Genomic DNA, 17,563 nt, shown 5'->3' on the forward strand with positions numbered 1-17,563 from the left:
ACTGGGGGATGGACCTCGCAAGCCTGAAGAACGCCAAGCTGGCGGACTTGTACGCGGTGGCGGACGCCTACGACGCGTTGTGCAAGGCGTACGGCCAGCACGCCGCCGACTGGAAGAGCGGCACCGCGGACCGGGTCCACGGGTCCGGGTGGAGTGGACCGGCGGCCGCCGCCGCGATTCCGGTCCTGGATGGCATCACCGACAAGCTGGGTGCGGCGGCGACCGAACTGCACTGCATCGGCGCCGAGGTGCGGGACTGCGCCGACTCCCTCATGCTCGCCCAGGGCAAGCTCCGCAAGGCGCTCGTCGACGCCCAGACCAAGGGCATGTCGGTCGACGACAGCGGGTCGGTGAGCTGGCCCCCGGCGAGCAGTCCCTTCCAGAGCACGGACTGGGAGGCCAAGCAGAAAGCGGCCGCCGAGGAGATCTCCAAGCGGATCGGCGCGGCGCTGTCGGAGGCCACCCGGGTCGACCAGGGGCTGGCCGAAGAACTCAAGAAGTACACGGGCCACGCCACCGACAAGAGCGGCCTGGACGCCAGGACGGCGAGCGCGGACGTCTACCTGCTGCAGTTCGGCGAGGCGGCCAATCCGCTCTGGAAGCTGAACATGCCGGGCAAGGACGCCACCCCGACGGACGTCAACGCCTGGTGGAAGGGTCTCGGAGCGGACGGGCAGCAGTGGTTCCTCAGCCACCACCCGGAGACGCTCGGCAACCTCGACGGGGTGCCGGCAGAGGTACGGGACCAGGTGAACCGGGCGCACCTGAAGTTCCTGATGGACGACATCATGAAGAAGCGCACCAACCACGTACCGCTGAACTCCGCAGAGCAGGACCTGTACGACCTCTACGGGCCCATCGTCAACCGGCTTGAGATCGACGGGAAAGACCCGAGCCGCCCCCCGATCTATCTCTTGGGCCTCGGCAACGAGGGCAAGGGCCGGGCGATCCTCTCGTACGGAAACCCGGACACCGCCACCGACATCTCGGCTTACGTGCCGGGAATCACCACCGACACCGGCAGCCTGGGGGTGGGGGGAAACGTCCACGACGGCACCAACGAGGCGGAGAACGCGCTGAGCCTCTACCGCAGCGCGAGCAAGAAGGCCCCGGCCGGCCATTCCGTCGCCTCGGTCGTCTGGCTCGGGTACGACCCGCCCGGAGCCGACCTGGGGGCCGCCTCGACCAAGGCGGGCAGGGACGGAGCTCCGGCGTACGCGAAGTTCCTGAGCGGAGTGCGGGCGAACCACGAGGGCGCCCAGCCGCCGCACATCACCGCGGTCGGACACAGCTACGGCTCGTACCTGGTGGGCCAGGCCACCAAACTCGCCACCCAGCCCGGGTCGCACTACGCGCCCCCGGACGACGTGGTCTTCATCGGCAGCCCGGGCGTAGGTGTGGACAAGGCCTCCGACCTCAAGCTGCCGCCCGGCCACGTCTGGGTCGGCGCGGCCGACAACGACGTCGTGACGCACGTTCCGTCCAAGTTCGGCATCGACCCGGACGAACGCTGGTACGGGCGGGACCCGGCGAGCAAGCACTTCGACGCGAACCGCTTCACTGTCGACGACTGGAGCAGGGGCAACCCCATCGACGCGCACACCAAGTACCTGACGGGCCGCGGAGGGCCCTCGCTGGACAACGTCGCGGCCATCGTCATCGGCAGCGGGGACGTCAAACGGACGGGCGGGCGATGAAGCGGCCGCGCCGGGCACTCGGGTGTTCAGTGGCGGCGGTAGCCGTGCTGGCCACCGGGGTGGGGCTGTTCTACAACGGCTACGGGCCGATGGCCATGAAAGACCGGGGAGCCCCCCAGCTGAGCCCGCGCGAGGCGAAGGGGCAACTCGACGAGACCTTGCGGACGGCCATCGGTGCGATAACCCCGCCGGTGGCCTACTTCGGCAGTGGCTATGTCGTGGACCGAGATCCGGAGCACGCGGACGGTGAACCGGCCCTGTTGTCCCAGGTCATGCTCTCCGCCAGGCTTCGGACGAAAGTGGCCCCGGCGAAGTTGTCGGTGTTGTTGGACCAGCTGACGCAGCTCTGGGGCGACCGGTGCCAGCGGGAGGATTCCACCGTCGGTTACGAGGCGAAGCACTACGTCGAACTGAACTGCCCGGGGCGCGGTGCGGCGGGCTTCAACCTGTTGGCGGTCAACACCCCGAGCGACCTGTACTTCGACGTGTCGATCAGCACCCAGGTGACCCCGGTCCGCTACCAGCCAGAGAAGGACTACGGCACCAGCCCCGTCGGCCCCCGCCTGACCGGTCACGAGGGCGCACCCGACGTCGACGACACGTACTGGTCGCACTGACGCCGCCCCCGTCACTCCCAGTCCCACCTGATTCCCAGCAGGCACGGTCGCAGTGCCGTTGCGACCAGGTGGACGCAGTGGTGGCCGTCCAGGGTCAGTTCCTCCGTCTCGTAGGGGGCTTCGCCCGGGGAGTGGAGGGCGAAGCGGTGGCAGCGGACGGGGAGGGCGGCGGGGTGGAAGGTGATCTGGAGGACGTACTGGCCGGCGCCGGAGTTGAAGCCGCGGACGTATTCGCAGCTGGGGTCGGGGGAGGGGGTGTCGTCGAAGCCGTAGCCGAGGAGGTGGGTGTCGCCGGCGCGTAGGCGGCGGTCGAGGAGGAGTTCGGCGACGAGCAGGTGGTGGGTCTGGTCGCGGCGGATGCGGCCGGGGCGGCAGTTCTCTTCGGCGCGGACGCCGACGCGGGTGATGTCGCTGCCGGGGTCGCCCTGGTAGAGGGCGAGGTAGCGGTCGATGCCGTCGCGGTGGGCGCGGAGGGCGTGTTGGGAGTCGCGGCGGGCGAGTTGGCGGTCGGGGCCGAGGCGGATGCGTTCGATGTGGGTGATGGTGTGCAGGCCGGTGTCGCGGGGGCCGGCGATGGTGGCGAGCAGGTCGTCGACGGCGGTGGCGGGGGAGATGAGGTCGCGGTAGGGGCGTACGGGTGGGCCGGCGGGGGTGGTGTCGGCGGCGCGGCGGGGGCCGAGCAGGCGGGTGAGGGAGTGTTCGGGGAGGTCGAGGACGTCTTCGAGGGCGGTGACGGCGCGGAGGGATTCGGGGCGTTCGGGGCGGCGGCGGCCTTGTTGCCAGTAGCTGAGGCTGGTGAGGCCGACGTGGACGCCGCGCAGGGCGAGGTGGCGTCGGATGCGGTGGAGGGCGAGGCCGCGGGTGGCGATGGCGGTGCGCAGGGCGAGGTGGAAGGGGCCGGTTCGGAGGGCGGCGGTGAGGTCGGCCTGGTCGGTGCGGTGGATGACGGCCTCCTGGGGGACGGGTGCGGGCAGACCGTGTTTGACCGTGAATATTCACATCAGGGCGGCGGTTTGTCACCGGTCCTGGTGTGCCACGCGGGGGTTTTCGGGGTGGCGTTCACACCTGTGACCGGTCGTTCACACCTGAACTGTGGTGGTCCTTAGGGTCGTTGACCGGCCTCCGGGGGCGGCGGGATGCTCATGGCGCGATCCGGACCGCGCCCCCACACAGCACCTCGCTCCGCTTGTGCAAGGAGGCATTTCCCCCATGCCAGTTCCACGGATACGGCTGCGCCGCGCGGTCTCGCTGCTCGCCCTCGGCGTGCTGGGCCCGGCGCTGACCGCGGTGGCGGCCGCTCCGGCGCTCGCCGCCCCCGCCCAGGACCTCGCTCCCGTCCAGGACCGCGCCCCGGCGCAGGTTCGCCAGGCTGCCGCGCCCGGCAGCACGGCCGATCTGGCCGGCACGTTCAAGAAGCTCAACATCACCATGCAGCAGCAACAGCAGACCAACTGGTGCTGGGCGGCGAGCGGGAACACCATCGCCACCTGGTTCGGCTACAACTACAGCCAGAACCAGTTCTGCAACGCCGCGTTCGGCCGTTCGGCCAACTCCAGCTGCCCCAACAGCCAGGCTTCGCTGGCCGATGTGCAGAACGGGCTGGACTGGGCCGGCATCAACCCGGGTTCGTACGTCACCGGCTACCTGCGCTACAGCACGGTGCAGGCCGAGGTGGACGCGAACCGGCCGATCGAGACCCGGATCCAGTGGAGTTCCGGCGGCGGGCACATGCACGTCGTCTACGGCTACGACACCAGCAGCAACTGGGTGTACTGGGGCGACCCGTGGCCGTCCAACTACCGCTACAACTGGGCGGACTACAACTACTACGTGAACAACAACACGTTCTCGTGGACCCACTCCCTGTACCGGATCGGCGCGTGAGGGCGACCATGACTGACCTCGGAAAGGCCCGTCGGGCCGCCGTCACCGCCCTGCTCGCCGCTGGCCTCGGGCTGGCGCTGGCCCCGGCCGCGCACGCGGACGGGCCGGCCGGCGCCCCGGTGCCGGTGCCCGCCGCGGACCTGGCGAACGCTCGTGGCGTGGTCCAGGACCAGGCCGTCCTCGACAAGGTGGGCCACTTCTTCGCCCGCAAGGGCGTCCCGCCGACCCAGCAGCTGACCATCGGTGCGGCGCAGGAGGCGCAGGCGGCGAGCGCGGCCGCGCCGCGGCTGGCCGGCGACACCGTGCCGGTGTACACCCTGGACGCGGGTTTCGTGGCCGGCGCCCCGGGTGCGCCGGTGGCGAAGGCCGAGTTCACCGCGAGCAAGGTGGTCGCGGCGGACGGTCAGACGGCCTCGGTGTGGACGATCCGGCAGGGTGATTCCTGGCGGGTGGTCAACATCGCCTCCGGCGGTGACGAGAGCGACTACGCGGCGAAGGCGGCCGGCGGCGGGGGTGGTACGGCGTTCCGCGAGCCGCAGGTGAACGCCTGGTACGTGCTGCGCGACGGCCGGGTGCTGCCGCTGGACGACGAGGCCCGGCGCTCGGTGGGCGCGGGCGGGGTGTCGCTGGCCGCGTACCAGAAGCTGGTGCACGAGCGGTACGGGGACAAGCTGCCCGGCTCGGCGTACGACCGGGAGGGCAAGGGCGGCGGCTACCAGCTGGCGGCCGACCAGGAGCGGGCGGCGGTCGGCGGTTCGGCGCTGCCGGCCGTGACGGCGGCCGCGGCCCTGGGCGTCACCGCGCTCGTGGGCGCGGGTGCGGCCGTGCGGCGCAGGGCGGGTGTCCGACGGGGGTAGGGCCTCTCGGGTACGACATGCACGACGTGTGCGACGTGTGCGACGTGCACGACACGTACGCCATGCGAGACATGCGGCGGGGTCCGGCTGATACAGCCGGGCCCCGCCGTGCTGCGTGCGGCCCCCGGCGCGTCAACCTGTAGCCGAGCGGGCGCGCTGCGTGGTGTGTCCTGGAAGTAATGCTTCCGCACAAGGAATTGACGCAACGTTGATCTGTCGTTCGCCGCCCGGGGGCAGCTCCGGGTGACGGACGGTAGATACCATGTGGCAATCGGTCAGTGCTGACTGACGCGTGCCGAGAGCGGAGAAGGGGTGGGGCGGCCGGAGCCGACCACGAGCCCGGCGCCGGGAAAGGGGAGTCGAATGGCCGGTAGGGAGTCGAGCGCCCAGGTGTGGAGTGCGGCGGTGGTGGTGGCGTCCGCGCTCGCCGTGGTCGCGGCCTATCTGATCAACGGGGCGATGCTGGTCCTGGTCGTCGCCGGGGTCGAGGTGCTGCTGCTCATGGTCTACGTGGGTCGCCGTTGGCGGGCGCTGCACCGGCCGGCCGCCCCGCGGGGGCACCGGCCGTCGGCCGTCACCCCGGACGCCGCGCACTGCGAGCGCTGCCGCCGGGCCCGCGAGGCGCTGGACGCCCGGCAGGCGCGTGGCCGCACCGCCGGGCCGGCGGTGGAGCCGTGGCCGGAGGCCGGCGCGGCGGACCACCCGCCGTACTCGCGCCGCCCGCAGGGCCGGGCGCCGTACGAGCGCCCCTGGACAGCGGAACGGGCGGTCGCCCGGTCCGTGGACCGCGCGGCCGCCCGCCGTGGCGCGCCGGGTTCAGCCGGCCGCGCTGTACGCCACCAGTGAGACCCCGACGTACTGCACGATGAACGCGCCCAGGGTGAAGGCGTGGAACACCTCGTGGAAGCCGAACCAGCGCGGTGACGGATTGGGCCGCTTGAGCCCGTACACCACGCCGCCGATGCTGTAGAGCACTCCGCCGACGATCATCAGCACCAGGACGGCGACGCCGCCGGCGTGCAGGAAGTCCGGCAGGAAGAAGGCGGCGGCCCAGCCGAGCGCGATGTACACCGGCGTGTACAGCCAGCGCGGCGCGCCGACCCAGAACACCCGGAACGCTATTCCGGCCAGCGCGCCGCCCCAGGCCACCCAGAGCAGCACCTGCTGGTCGGCGCCCTTGAGCAGCAGGATCGTGAACGGCGTGTAGGTGCCCGCGATGATCAGGAAGATGTTCGCGTGGTCCAGCCGCCGCAGCACGGCGTCCCCGCGCGGGCCCCAGTCGAAGCGGTGGTAGACCGCGCTGACCCCGAACAGCAGCCAGGCGCTGATCGAGTAGATCGCGCAGGCGATCTTGGCGGGGGTGGAGTCGGCCAGGCAGATCAGCACGATCCCGGCGGCGACGGTGGCGGGGAACATCCCGGCGTGCAGCCAGCCGCGCCACTTCGGCTTGCGTTCCGAGGCCTCGTTCTCCGCGCCCTCGTTCTCCGTGCTCTCGACGAGCTCAGCAGTCATGCGCAGCATGCTACCCGCTACCTACGGGGCCGTAGGTTACTGACGCGTAGGAAAGTGGCGATCATCACTCTTGGACGTTTTGGAGTGTTCGAGGTGCCTGCGGGGGCGTCCGGGCCGGGATGTGGACGACCTATTACTGGCCGGTAATCATACTTACTGTAGTAAAAGATGAGTCAATTTCGACGCTGTGCCTCAGTTTGGCGTCGAAGCCGGAGCTACGCTGCAAGCACCCTCAGACCCCCGCTACGCCACCTCCTCGCCGAGATGGTGTGAAACGGAGCGATCGTGTCGTACGAGATCTCTGCTCTCAGCGCCTCCGCGCCCACCCGCCACCAGCGCCTGCTCGCGTGGGTGAACGAGATCGCCGAGCTCACCCAGCCGGACCGCATCGAGTGGTGCGACGGCTCCGACGAGGAGTACCAGCGCCTCGCGGACCTGCTGGTGGCTCAGGGCACCTTCAAGAAGCTCAACGAGGAAAAGCGCCCCAACTCCTACTACGCCGCCTCGGACCCGACGGACGTGGCGCGCGTGGAGGACCGCACCTACATCTGCTCCGAGCAGGAGAAGGACGCCGGTCCGACCAACAACTGGAAGGCCCCGGCCGAGATGCGGGAGGTCTTCCAGGGCGAGAAGGGACTGTTCCGCGGCGCGATGAAGGGCCGCACGATGTACGTCGTGCCCTTCTCGATGGGCCCGGTCGGTTCCCCGCTGGCCGCGTACGGCGTCGAGATCACCGACTCCGCCTACGTCGCCGTGTCGATGCGCGTGATGACCCGCATGGGCAAGGCGGTGCTGGACCAGCTCGGCGAGGACGGCGACTTCGTCAAGGCCGTGCACACCGTCGGCGCCCCGCTGGCCGAGGGCCAGGCGGACGTGCCGTGGCCGTGCAACAGCACCAAGTACATCTCGCACTTCCCGGAGACCCGGGAGATCTGGTCCTTCGGCTCCGGCTACGGCGGCAACGCCCTGCTCGGCAAGAAGTGCTACGCACTGCGCATCGCCTCGACCATGGCCCGTGACGAGGGCTGGCTGGCCGAGCACATGCTGATCCTGAAGCTCACCCCGCCGTCCGGCGAGGTCAAGTACGTCGCCGCCGCCTTCCCGTCGGCCTGCGGCAAGACCAACCTGGCCATGCTCCAGCCGACCGTCCCGGGCTGGAAGGTCGAGACGATCGGCGACGACATCGCCTGGATGCGCTTCGGCGCCGACGGCCAGCTCTACGCGATCAACCCCGAGGCCGGTTTCTTCGGCGTCGCCCCCGGCACCGGCGTGGACACCAACGCCAACGCCATCGACACCCTGTGGGGCAACACGGTCTTCACCAACGTCGCGCTGACCGACGACGGCGACGTGTGGTGGGAGGGCCTGACCGAGGAGCCCCCGGCGCACCTCACCGACTGGCGCGGCAACGACTGGACCCCCGAGTCCGGCACCCCGGCCGCCCACCCGAACGCCCGCTTCGCCGTCCCGGCCGCGCAGTGCCCGACCATCGCCCCCGAGTGGGAGGACCAGTCGGGCGTGCCGATCTCGGCGATCCTGTTCGGCGGCCGCCGCGCCACCGCCGTCCCGCTGGTGACCGAGTCCTTCACCTGGCAGCACGGCGTCTTCCTCGGCGCCAACATCGCGTCCGAGAAGACCGCCGCCGCCGAGGGCACCGTCGGCGAGCTGCGCCGCGACCCGTTCGCGATGCTGCCGTTCTGCGGCTACAACATGGGCGACTACTTCGCCCACTGGCTGAAGGTCGGCGCCCAGGCGGACGCCGAGAAGCTGCCGAAGATCTACTACGTCAACTGGTTCCGCAAGAACGCCGAGGGCGCGTTCGTCTGGCCGGGCTACGGCGAGAACAGCCGCGTCCTCAAGTGGATCGTCGAGCGCCTGGAGGGTACCGGCGAGGGCGTCGAGACCCCGATCGGCGTGCTGCCGACCGTCGACGGCTTCGACCTCGGCGACCTGAAGCTGTCCAAGGAGGACCTCGACCTGCTCTTCACCGTGGACGCCGACATCTGGCGCCAGGAGGCCGCGCTGGTGCCGGCCCACCTGGAGCTGTTCGGAGACCACACCCCGAAGGAGCTGTGGGACGAGTACCGGAGCCTCGTCGCGCGTCTCGGCTGAGCCTGAGCCTCAGCAGAGCGAGAGGCGGTCGCGCGGCACGAACCGCGCGCCCGCCGAGTGACAGGACGGCCGGAGTTCCCCCGGACGGTCTTTCCCCGACCAAGGAGACCGCCCGGGCCGGGACTCCGGCCGTAGTGCTTTCCCCGCGCGCCGGGCGCCGCGCGCCGCGCGCGGGGGCTGCGGCTGCGTGCAGCTGTTCCGGCGTTACGGCTGGGTGTAGCCGCTCAGGAAGTCGCCGATCCGGGTCACCGCGTCGGTGATCTCCTCCGCCCGGGGCAGCGTGACCAGCCGGAAGTGGTCCGGCTCGGGCCAGTTGAAGCCGGTGCCCTGGACCAGCAGGATGCGCTGGGAGCGCAGCAGGTCCAGCACCATCTGGGCGTCGTCCTTGATCTTGTAGACCTTCGGGTCCAGCCGCGGGAACGCGTACAGCGCGCCCTTGGGCTTGACGCAGCTGACCCCCGGGATCTCGTTGAGCAGCCGGTACGCCGCGTCGCGCGAGGCGAGCAGCCGCCCGCCGGGCAGCACCAGGTCGCGGATCGACTGCCGCCCTCCGAGCGCGGCGGCCACCGCGTGCTGGGCGGGCATGTTGGCGCACAGCCGCATCGAGGCCAGCACGGCCAGGCCCTCGATGTAGCTGTGGGCCCGCTGCCGGTCGCCGGAGAGCACCATCCAGCCGGAGCGGAAGCCCGCGACCCGGTACGCCTTGGACAGGCCGTTGAAGGTGACGCAGAAAAGGTCGGGCGCCAGGGTGGCCAGCGGGACGTGCTCGGCGTCGTCGTAGAGGATCTTGTCGTAGATCTCGTCCGCGTAGACCACCAGCCGGTGCCGGCGGGCGATCTCGACGATGCCCTCCAGCACCTCGCGCGGGTAGACCGCGCCGGTCGGGTTGTTCGGGTTGATCACCACGATGGCCCGGGTCCGGTCGGTGACCTTGGCCTCGATGTCGGCGAGGTCCGGGTACCACTCGGCCTGCTCGTCGCAGCGGTAGTGCACCGCGGTGCCGCCGGCCAGCGAGACCGAGGCCGTCCACAGCGGGTAGTCGGGCGCCGGGACGAGCACCTCGTCGCCGTCGTCCAGCAGGGCGGTCATGGCCAGCTGGATCAGCTCGGAGACGCCGTTGCCGAGGAAGACGTCCTCGACGCTCAGCCCGTGCAGGCCGCGGTCCTCGTAGTGCATGACCACGGCGCGGCGGGCGGCGAGCAGGCCCTTGGAGTCGCCGTACCCGTGCGCGGTCGAGAGGTTGCGCAGGATGTCCTGGAGGATCTCCGGCGGTGCCTCGAAGCCGAAGACGGCGGGGTTGCCGGTGTTGAGCTTGAGGATGCGGTGGCCCTGTTCCTCCAGCCGCATCGCCTCGTCGAGTACCGGGCCGCGGATGCCGTAGCAGACATTGGCGAGCTTGCTGGACTGGATGACCTGCATGCCTGCCTACTTTAGGGGCACCTCCGGGCACTCCGGTGCGCGTCCCGGGACGCGCACCGGACCGCCCGGAGCGGCCTCCTTGGATCGGCAGGCGGGGGTGTCAGCCGACCTTCCAAACCAGGGGCGCGGTGTCCAGGATGTTCCCGTACGTGAGGAAGCTGGGCGGGGCCTCGTTCGGGACGAGATAGACGGCACACAGCTTGACGGACTGCCCGTCCGCGAGCGTGACCAGCGACCGGGTGTCGCACTGCGGGATCGCCTTCTGCAGGGTCGCGGCCGGCAGCGCGCCCGCCGAGTGGTCCTTGGGCTTCACCCAGACCCGCATCATGTAGGCGTCCTCGGCCAGCGGGGCGCCGGTGCGGTTGGTGAAGGAGACGGTGACGTAGTACGGCGTCTTGCCGCTGGTGGTCGTCGACGGGAGGTTGAACGGGGCGATCTCCGCGGCGGTGCCCTTGACGATCGAGACCGCGGCGGCGTCCACCACCGAGCTCTTGCCGACGTAGCGGCCGGCGCTGCCGAGCGGCAGCGGGCGGTCGTAGCTGACCTGGGTGACGTTGTTGCCGCCGGCGGTGACGGACGGCTGCGGTCCGGCCGGGGTGGTCGGGGCCGCCGGGGCGCCCGGGGTGGTGGGGGCCGCGGCGCCGGTCGGGGCGCCGGGAGCCGTGGCGGCGCCGGAGGCGCTGGCGGCGCCGGTGGGCGGCGCGGTCGGGGCGCTCGGGGCGGCTGCCGGGTCGGCGTTGTCCGGCCCGCAGGCCGACAGCGCCAGGACGAGCGCCGCCGCCGGCAGGCCGGCCGCGATTCTCCGGATGGACTGGGTCTTCGTCATGGTCGTTCCCCCGTTGGATGATGTGGTCGGTGCGCCCCGCCCGGTCCCCGGGTGCCGCACGGACGTGCGGGCGTTGATCGAAAAGGGGGTGCGCCGGTGATGGTAGCCGCAGTCGGTGCGGTGCTGGCCGGATTTCTGGTGGCTCCGCTGCTACGCGGGCTGGTCGCCCGGTTCGCCGTGCCGGAGGGCGAACCCTGGTGCGGTGCCTGCCCGTTGTGCGGGCGCGAGGTGCGGCTGCTGCCGCCGACCGGGCGCTGTCCGGGCTGCCGGGAGCGGTTGGGCGCGGGGGCCTGGTCGGTGGAGCTGGTGGCGGCCGTGGTCGCCGCCGGCCTGGCGTACGCGGCGGACGGGCCGTCGGCCGCGGCGCTGGGCTGGGCGGCCGGGCTCGGCGTGGTGCTCGGCTTCGTCGACGCCCGGGTGCGCCGGCTGCCGTACCGGCTGACCCTGCCGCTGGCCGGTGGGGTGGCCGCCCTGCTGTTGGTGGCGGCGCTGGTGGCGGGGCGCCCGGGGGTGCTGCTGCGCTGCCTGCTGGTGGCCCTCGCGGTCGGGGCGCTGCTCGAACTGGCGGTCTGGATCGGCGCGTTGGGCCCGGGTGACTCCCCGCTGGGGTTCGCGCTGGGCGGGCTGCTCGGCTGGTACGGCTGGCCGGTGGCGGTCGGCGGGCTGTTCGCAGCGGTGGTGCTCGCCGGGCTCTGGGCGATCCTGCGGGCCGCCGTCGCGCTGGCCCGCCGCCGCCCGGTGCGCGGGCTCGACCTCCCGGTCGGACCGTTCCTGCTGCTCGGCACGCTGCTGGCGGTGCTGGCCCGGTAGCGCCTGGGCCCGGTGGCGCCCGGACCGGCCCGGACGCGGGAGGGCCCGCCGTACCGGGTCGGGTACGGCGGGCCCCGCCGCCGGCGCGCAGGCCCCACCCTCAAGGAGCGGCGCGCCGGTGGGGGATTGGCGGTGGGGGGTTACGGCATCTTGTGGACGAACGGGCCGACCGCGTTGGAGAACGCGTTGCCGTTGTTGGCGTCCCAGTTGGTGGACCAGGTCATCGCGCCGCGAATGGTCGGCCACTTGGCCGGCGGGACGAAGCTGCCGCAGTTGTTGCCGGTGGCCAGGCAGTCCAGCGCGTTGTTCACCACGGTCGGCGAGACGTAGCCGCCGCCGGCCGCCTTCGCGGAGGCGGGGACACCGATGCCGACCTGGTCGGGCCGCAGGCCGCCCTGGATATGGGTGCAGACCTGCGAGGTGATGAAGTCGATGGTGCCCTGGTTGTAGACCTTGCCGTCGCAGCCGTTCATGCCGCCCGAGTTGTAGAACTGGGTGTTGACGACGGTGAGGATGTCCTTGGTGTTCAGCGCCAGCTGGAAGTAGGCGCCGGCGGTGCTGTACATCCCGATCGTCTCGGGCGCCATGGTCAGGATGAAGCCGGGGCCGACCTTGGCCTGGAGGGTGTGCAGCGCGTTGCCGAGCGGGCCGGCCTGGACGCCGTTCTCCAGGTCGACGTCGATGCCGTCGAAGCCGTAGTCCTTGATGATCGCGTAGGCGCTGTTGGCGAAGTTGTTGCCGGCGGTGGCGTCGCCGACGGTGATCGCGCCGTTCTGGCCGCCGATGGAGAGGACGACCTTCTTGCCGGCCGCCTGCTTGGCCTTGATGTCGGCGCGGAACTGCGCGTCGCTGTAGCCGCCGAGGGCCTTGGACAGGCCGGGGTCGAGGGTGAAGCTGATCGCGCCGGTCTGGGTGGGCACGGAGTCGGCGAAGGACACCGCGATGATGTCGTAGGCGCTCTGCACGTCGCCGAGGCGCTGCGGGGTCGAGCCGTTGTCGAAGTTCTGCCAGTAGCCGGTGACGGCGTGCGCGGGCAGGCCGGTGGCGGGCGGGGTGGTGGAGGTCGCGGTGGCCGTGGGGGTCGGCGTGGCGGTCTGGGTGGGCGTCGCGGTCGGGGTGGCGGTGGCCGTCGGCGTGCCGGTCGCGGTGGGGGAGGAGGTCGCGGTGGGCGTGGCGGTCGGCGACGGGGTGGCGGTGGCGGTCGGGCTCGGGGTGGACGGGCCGCCGGGGCCGATCAGGCTCACGTCGTCGGCGAGGTAGGCGCTCTGGCCGTACCAGCCGTGCAGGTAGACGGTGACGCTGGTGGCGTTCGCGCCGGTGGTGAAGGTGGAGGACAGCTGGTTCCAGCTGTTCTGGTTCGACCAGCTGGACGGGTCGGTGCCGCCGGTGCCGCGCGCGCCGAGGTAGACGTACGGGCCCTGGACCCAGGCGCTCAGCGTGTAGCTGGTGTTGGGCAGCACGCTGATGGTCTGGGTGCACTCGGCGGTGTCGCCGGCGCCCGGGGTGGCCTGCAGCGCGCCGGTGCCGGAGTGGACCGGGGAGGAGACGGTGGTCGCCGCGCCGGCGCAGTTCCAGCCGCCCAGCCCGCTGTCGAAGCCGCCGTTGGTGACCAGGTTGCCGACGGCCGCGCTGGCGCCGCCGGCGAAGAGGGCCAGGCCGCCGCCGGCCAGGGCGAGGGCGGTGGCGCCGGCCGCGACGGCCGGGAGGGGGCTGCGCCGGCGCTTGTGCGCGGGCTGGTTCAGCGTACGGGCCATGGGGTGACGCTCCTGGGGAGGGAGCGGCCGCCGCGGTGGGGGGCGCGGCGGCCGCGTGTGGGGGAGGGGAGGTCCGTCGTGGTGCGTGGGGTCGTCGTACGTGGGGGTGGGCGACCGCGGTGGTGCATGGTGGTGCACGGTGGTGCGTGGGGGTGGGGCGGGACCGTGGGGTTCGTTCCGCCTTGGATCAAAAGCTGGACTAGACCATTGCCGGTCGTCAAGCATTGGACAGTCGGCTTACGGATTCTTTAAGGATTCGGAGACCGTTCCGTGTCCGCCGTCGGAGCCGCCGGGGAAGGCCCGCGACACGCCCGCCGGGACGGACTCCGTACAGGACCGTGACCAGACCGCTACCTGCGGCTTTACCGTGTGCCTGCCCGCCGGAGTAGGCTGCGCCGGGGCGTTGACGCACCAGCTGAACGAGCACGGAGGGGCCGGGAATCATGGGTCTGCGCGATGTCGCCGAACGGACGCCGGGTCTGCGTACCCTGCTGGGCGGGATGTACGGGCTCTACGGCCGCCGGGTCGAGGTCCACCTCGCCCGCACCCCGCACCACATCGGCGTGATCCTGGACGGCAACCGCCGCTGGGCGAAGGCCGCCGGGGGCACCACCGTGTACGGCCACCAGCGCGGCGCCGACAAGATCAGCGAGTTCCTCGGCTGGTGCGACGAGACCCACGTCAAGGTCGTCACCCTCTGGATGCTCTCCACCGACAACCTCGACCGCCCCGCCGACGAGCTCGTCCCGCTGCTGGGCATCATCGAGGACGCCGTCACCGGGCTGGCCGCCGCCCGCCGCTGGAAGGTCCACCCGGTCGGCGCGCTGGACCTGCTCCCGCAGCACACCGCCGACGTGCTCAAGCGGGCCGCGGAGGAGACCGCCGACATCGACGGCATCACGGTCAACGTCGCGGTCGGCTACGGGGGCCGGCACGAGATCGCCGACGCCGTCCGCTCGCTGCTCCAGGAGCACGCCGGGCGCGGCACCTCGATCGAGGAACTGGCCGAGATCCTCGACGTCGAGCACATCGCCGAGCACCTCTACACCCGCAACCAGCCCGACCCGGACCTGATCATCCGCACCTCGGGCGAGCAGCGACTGTCCGGTTTCCTGCTCTGGCAGAGCGCGCACAGCGAGTTCTACTTCTGCGAGGCGTACTGGCCGGCCTTCCGCAAGGTCGACTTCCTGCGGGCGCTGCGGGCGTTCGAGCAGCGCAACCGGCGACTGGGCCTCTGAACGGGTGAAGTGACCGCCGTAGGGCTGGCCTACCCGGAGCCCTGGTGAGGCCAAACGTTCACCGGCAATGATCCGTCAGTTCGCCGGGGGCGCGAATGCACCGCCCCTCGCCTGGGAATACTCCAGGCAGTCCGGTCCCGAGGCCACCGGGGCAGCGGGGGCCGGCTTGCCGCGGATGACGCAGGGTCATCCGCTCTGGAGGCCTAGTGGTCAGTTCCAAGAGCCGCCGGACGCCAGACCGGCGCACGTACGTTCTCGACACCAGCGTGCTCCTGGCGGACCCGCTCGCCATGACCCGCTTCGAGGAGCACGAGGTCGTCCTGCCGGTGGTGGTCGTCACCGAGCTGGAGGCCAAGCGGCACCACCCGGAGCTGGGCTACTTCGCCCGCCAGGCGCTGCGACTGCTCGACGACTACCGCATCCGCCACGGCCGGCTCGACGAGCCGATCCCGGTCGGCGAGCTCGGCGGCACGATCAGGGTCGAGCTCAACCACTCCGACCTGTCGATACTGCCGGCCGGCTACCGGGTCGGCGGCGGCGAGGCGGACTCGCGGATCCTCGCGGTCGCCCGCAACCTCCAGGCCGAGGGGTACGACGTCACGGTCGTCTCCAAGGACCTGCCGCTGCGGATCAAGGCCAGCTCGGTGGGCCTGCTCGCCGAGGAGTACCGGGCCGAGCTCGCCATCACCTCCGGCTGGACGGGGATGTCCGAGCTGCACGTCCCGGCGGAGCAGGTGGACGCGCTGTTCGCGGCCGGCCACGACGCCGCGGTGGACGTCGAGGGGGCGGACGAGCTGCCGGTGCACACCGGTCTGGTGCTCACCTCGGAGCGCGGCCGGGCGCTCGGCCGGGTGACCGGCGACGGCCGGGTCCGGCTGGTGCGCGGCGAGCGCGAGGCGTTCGGGCTGCGCGGGCGCAGCGCCGAGCAGCGGGTGGCGCTGGACCTGCTGCTCGATCCGGACGTCGGCATCGTCTCGATGGGCGGCCGGGCGGGCACCGGCAAGTCCGCGCTGGCGCTGTGCGCGGGGCTGGAGGCGGTGCTGGAGCGGGGGCAGCACCGCAAGGTGATGGTCTTCCGGCCGCTGTACGCGGTCGGCGGGCAGGAGCTCGGCTACCTGCCGGGCTCCGAGACGGAGAAGATGAGCCCCTGGGCGCAGGCGGTCTTCGACACCCTCTCCGCCGTCACCACCCCGGACGTGATCGAGGAGGTGATCTCCCGCGGGATGCTGGAGGTGCTGCCGCTGACCCACATCCGGGGCCGCTCGCTGCACGACGCCTTCGTGATCGTGGACGAGGCCCAGTCGCTGGAGCGGAACGTCCTGCTGACGGTGCTGTCCCGGATCGGCCAGGGTTCGCGGGTGGTGCTCACCCACGACGTGGCGCAGCGCGACAACCTCCGGGTGGGCCGGTACGACGGTGTGGTGGCGGTGGTGGAGAAGCTGAAGGGGCATCCGCTCTTCGCGCACATCACGCTCACCCGCTCGGAGCGTTCGCCGATCGCGGCGCTGGTCACGGAGATGCTGGAGGACATCCACCCGTGATCCGTCCCTGACCAGGACATAGTCGGACAATACGGTCAACTCTTGATGCGGGGCCCGCTCCTGACGGGGCGGGCCCTCATCCCTTTCATCACATCGAGTGCTTTCCGTCCGAAGAACTCCCGTGCGGTGAATGTGACGTGCGCCACGCGAACGGGAATTGCGTCGACAGCGTCCGGTGCGGCATGGTGAGGGTTCTGTCAGGCCCCGCGTACGGCGTGGCAGGGCTTCCGGACTCCACGAGTCCGGCCCCGGATGGTCCACCAACTCCGGTCGGTGGACGCATAATTGAAGACCGATGAGCCGTACGCCGCCCGATTCCAACGCCCGGTCGCCTCACCTCGGCCGGACGCCGGGCCAGCACCTCCCGTGACCAGAGCACCTGCGGAGGTCAGTGCCAAGGGGCATGTTGCGCCCGCACGGTCACGCGTGGGCGATGCTGGAAGGAATCCATGTGACTCGGATCTCGGTCCGGGGAGTCGCTGTGGCCTCCGCCACCGCCGTCACCGCTGTCGGTGCCGTCGTGGGTGTGGCCTCGGGCAGCGAGGGCAAGACGACGCAGACGGTCGACGTCGCGGGCGCGACCCTGCTTGCCGAAGTCCCCTCTGGCGCCCAGGCGCAGACCATCAGTGACAACATCGGCCAGCAGGCATCCGCCCAGCAGGCCTCCGCCGACGCCGCGGCCAAGGCCGCCGCCGAGCAGAAGGCCGCTGAGGAGGCCGCGCGCCAGAAGGCCGCCGCGGACGCCCAGGCGAAGGCCGATGCCCAGGCCAAGGCCGACGCGGACAAGGCTGCCAAGGCCGCCGAGGACAAGCGCAAGGCCGACGAGGCCGCTGCCAACCGTTCCAAGGCGCGTTCGGCGATGGCCGCCACCGACAACAGCGCCCCGCCGGTCTCGACCAGCCCCGGATCCGTCCAGGACATCGCCCGGCAGGTCGTCGGTGACGACACCCAGTTCCAGTGCTTCAGCCAGATCGTGAAGCGCGAGAGCGGCTGGGACTACACCGCGACCAACCGGAGCTCCGGCGCGTACGGCCTGGTCCAGGCGCTGCCCGGCACCAAGATGGCCTCGGCCGGTGCCGACTGGCGCACCAACCCGGCCACCCAGATCAAGTGGGGCCTGGGCTACATGAACAGCCGCTACGGCAGCCCCTGTGGCGCCTGGTCGTTCTGGCAGTCCCACAACTGGTACTAGGAGCCGCCACCGCCCGGCGGTGCACTCCCGTACGGCCCCCGGCCGGCGCGGCTGCCCCCCCCGCCCCCGGCGGCCCGCCCAGATAGCCCCCCCCGGAGGCCGGC

The 17,563-nt window shown here is 71.6% G+C and carries 15 protein-coding genes; 10 read left to right on the forward strand and 5 right to left on the reverse strand.

Annotated features, from left to right (window positions below):
- The first annotated feature begins 8 nt into the window (after window positions 1-8).
- Both ACFV6D_RS08990 and ACFV6D_RS08995 read left to right on the forward strand, forming a co-directional pair.
- Window positions 9-1,697 carry an alpha/beta hydrolase gene (locus ACFV6D_RS08990; protein ID WP_380558982.1) on the forward strand — a complete coding sequence of 563 codons (1,689 nt, stop codon included), beginning with the start codon at window positions 9-11 and terminating at the stop codon, window positions 1,695-1,697.
- 29 nt (window positions 1,698-1,726) lie between these two features.
- A complete protein-coding gene (locus ACFV6D_RS08995; RefSeq protein ID WP_380558984.1) occupies window positions 1,727-2,314 on the forward strand; it encodes a hypothetical protein in 588 nt (195 codons plus the stop codon).
- Between the two features lie 11 nt (window positions 2,315-2,325).
- Here ACFV6D_RS08995 and ACFV6D_RS09000 read toward each other — a convergent pair whose 3' ends face one another.
- Window positions 2,326-3,258, reverse strand: coding sequence for a hypothetical protein (locus ACFV6D_RS09000; protein ID WP_380559024.1), 933 nt, complete (start codon window positions 3,256-3,258; stop codon window positions 2,326-2,328).
- A 265-nt stretch (window positions 3,259-3,523) separates the two neighbouring features.
- On the opposite strand from ACFV6D_RS09000, the gene ACFV6D_RS09005 reads away from it, so the two are divergent.
- From ACFV6D_RS09005 to ACFV6D_RS09015, 3 genes are all read left to right on the forward strand, one after another.
- Window positions 3,524-4,198, forward strand: a complete 675-nt coding sequence (locus ACFV6D_RS09005) for a papain-like cysteine protease family protein (RefSeq protein ID WP_380345604.1) — start codon at window positions 3,524-3,526, stop codon at window positions 4,196-4,198.
- A gap of 8 nt (window positions 4,199-4,206) precedes the next feature.
- Window positions 4,207-5,055 (forward strand): hypothetical protein, encoded by an 849-nt coding sequence (locus tag ACFV6D_RS09010; protein ID WP_380558986.1) that lies wholly within the window; start codon window positions 4,207-4,209, stop codon window positions 5,053-5,055.
- 363 nt (window positions 5,056-5,418) lie between these two features.
- Window positions 5,419-5,901 carry a hypothetical protein gene (locus ACFV6D_RS09015; RefSeq protein ID WP_380492648.1) on the forward strand — a complete coding sequence of 161 codons (483 nt, stop codon included), beginning with the start codon at window positions 5,419-5,421 and terminating at the stop codon, window positions 5,899-5,901.
- Here ACFV6D_RS09015 and ACFV6D_RS09020 read toward each other — a convergent pair.
- Window positions 5,872-6,567, reverse strand: coding sequence for a hemolysin III family protein (locus tag ACFV6D_RS09020; protein WP_380558988.1), 696 nt, complete (start codon window positions 6,565-6,567; stop codon window positions 5,872-5,874). The genes ACFV6D_RS09015 and ACFV6D_RS09020 overlap by 30 nt on opposite strands.
- A 285-nt stretch (window positions 6,568-6,852) precedes the next feature.
- Here ACFV6D_RS09020 and ACFV6D_RS09025 point away from each other — a divergent pair, with 285 nt between their 5' ends.
- Window positions 6,853-8,679, forward strand: a complete 1,827-nt coding sequence (locus ACFV6D_RS09025) for a phosphoenolpyruvate carboxykinase (GTP) (protein ID WP_363372444.1) — start codon at window positions 6,853-6,855, stop codon at window positions 8,677-8,679.
- A 204-nt stretch (window positions 8,680-8,883) separates the two neighbouring features.
- On the opposite strand, the gene ACFV6D_RS09030 is transcribed toward ACFV6D_RS09025, so the two are convergent.
- Window positions 8,884-10,098, reverse strand: a complete 1,215-nt coding sequence (locus ACFV6D_RS09030; protein WP_380558990.1) for a pyridoxal phosphate-dependent aminotransferase — start codon at window positions 10,096-10,098, stop codon at window positions 8,884-8,886.
- A gap of 100 nt (window positions 10,099-10,198) precedes the next feature.
- Entirely contained in the window at window positions 10,199-10,924 is a 726-nt protein-coding gene (locus ACFV6D_RS09035) for a hypothetical protein (RefSeq protein ID WP_380492646.1), read from the reverse strand.
- Window positions 10,925-11,020: 96 nt separating this feature from the next.
- On the opposite strand from ACFV6D_RS09035, the gene ACFV6D_RS09040 reads away from it, so the two are divergent.
- Window positions 11,021-11,734: a prepilin peptidase gene (locus ACFV6D_RS09040; protein WP_380492644.1), complete on the forward strand. Its 714-nt coding sequence runs from the start codon at window positions 11,021-11,023 to the stop codon at window positions 11,732-11,734.
- 140 nt (window positions 11,735-11,874) lie between these two features.
- On the opposite strand, the gene ACFV6D_RS09045 is transcribed toward ACFV6D_RS09040, so the two are convergent.
- Window positions 11,875-13,488: a chitinase gene (locus ACFV6D_RS09045; protein ID WP_380345597.1), complete on the reverse strand. Its 1,614-nt coding sequence runs from the start codon at window positions 13,486-13,488 to the stop codon at window positions 11,875-11,877.
- Window positions 13,489-13,931: 443 nt separating this feature from the next.
- On the opposite strand from ACFV6D_RS09045, the gene ACFV6D_RS09050 reads away from it, so the two are divergent.
- The 3 genes from ACFV6D_RS09050 to ACFV6D_RS09060 all read left to right on the forward strand — a co-directional run bounded on the left by ACFV6D_RS09050 (window position 13,932) and on the right by ACFV6D_RS09060 (window position 17,459).
- On the forward strand, window positions 13,932-14,726 hold the full coding sequence (locus ACFV6D_RS09050; protein WP_208869076.1) for an isoprenyl transferase: 795 nt from the start codon (window positions 13,932-13,934) through the stop codon (window positions 14,724-14,726).
- A gap of 206 nt (window positions 14,727-14,932) precedes the next feature.
- A complete protein-coding gene (locus ACFV6D_RS09055; protein ID WP_063347994.1) occupies window positions 14,933-16,267 on the forward strand; it encodes a PhoH family protein in 1,335 nt (444 codons plus the stop codon).
- A gap of 433 nt (window positions 16,268-16,700) precedes the next feature.
- Window positions 16,701-17,459 (forward strand): transglycosylase SLT domain-containing protein, encoded by a 759-nt coding sequence (locus ACFV6D_RS09060; RefSeq protein ID WP_208869075.1) that lies wholly within the window; start codon window positions 16,701-16,703, stop codon window positions 17,457-17,459.
- Window positions 17,460-17,563: the final 104 nt, after the last annotated feature.

Source organism: Kitasatospora sp. NPDC059812 (assembly GCF_042732075.1).
Taxonomy (GTDB): domain Bacteria; phylum Actinomycetota; class Actinomycetes; order Streptomycetales; family Streptomycetaceae; genus Kitasatospora.

Excerpts from the sequence above, each read along its gene's own strand:
- ACFV6D_RS09050 (WP_208869076.1), top strand. The coding sequence starts at position 13,932 with ATGGGTCTGCGCGATGTCGCCGAACGGACGCCGGGTCTGCGTACCCTG.
- ACFV6D_RS09015 (WP_380492648.1), top strand. The coding sequence starts at position 5,419 with ATGGCCGGTAGGGAGTCGAGCGCCCAGGTGTGGAGTGCGGCGGTGGTG.
- ACFV6D_RS09005 (WP_380345604.1), top strand. The coding sequence starts at position 3,524 with ATGCCAGTTCCACGGATACGGCTGCGCCGCGCGGTCTCGCTGCTCGCC.
- ACFV6D_RS09035 (WP_380492646.1), bottom strand. The coding sequence starts at position 10,924 with ATGACGAAGACCCAGTCCATCCGGAGAATCGCGGCCGGCCTGCCGGCG.
- ACFV6D_RS09045 (WP_380345597.1), bottom strand. The coding sequence starts at position 13,488 with ATGGCCCGTACGCTGAACCAGCCCGCGCACAAGCGCCGGCGCAGCCCC.
- ACFV6D_RS09060 (WP_208869075.1), top strand. The coding sequence starts at position 16,701 with ATGCTGGAAGGAATCCATGTGACTCGGATCTCGGTCCGGGGAGTCGCT.
- ACFV6D_RS08990 (WP_380558982.1), top strand. The coding sequence starts at position 9 with ATGGACCTCGCAAGCCTGAAGAACGCCAAGCTGGCGGACTTGTACGCG.
- ACFV6D_RS09020 (WP_380558988.1), bottom strand. The coding sequence starts at position 6,567 with ATGACTGCTGAGCTCGTCGAGAGCACGGAGAACGAGGGCGCGGAGAAC.
- ACFV6D_RS09030 (WP_380558990.1), bottom strand. The coding sequence starts at position 10,098 with ATGCAGGTCATCCAGTCCAGCAAGCTCGCCAATGTCTGCTACGGCATC.
- ACFV6D_RS09010 (WP_380558986.1), top strand. The coding sequence starts at position 4,207 with ATGACTGACCTCGGAAAGGCCCGTCGGGCCGCCGTCACCGCCCTGCTC.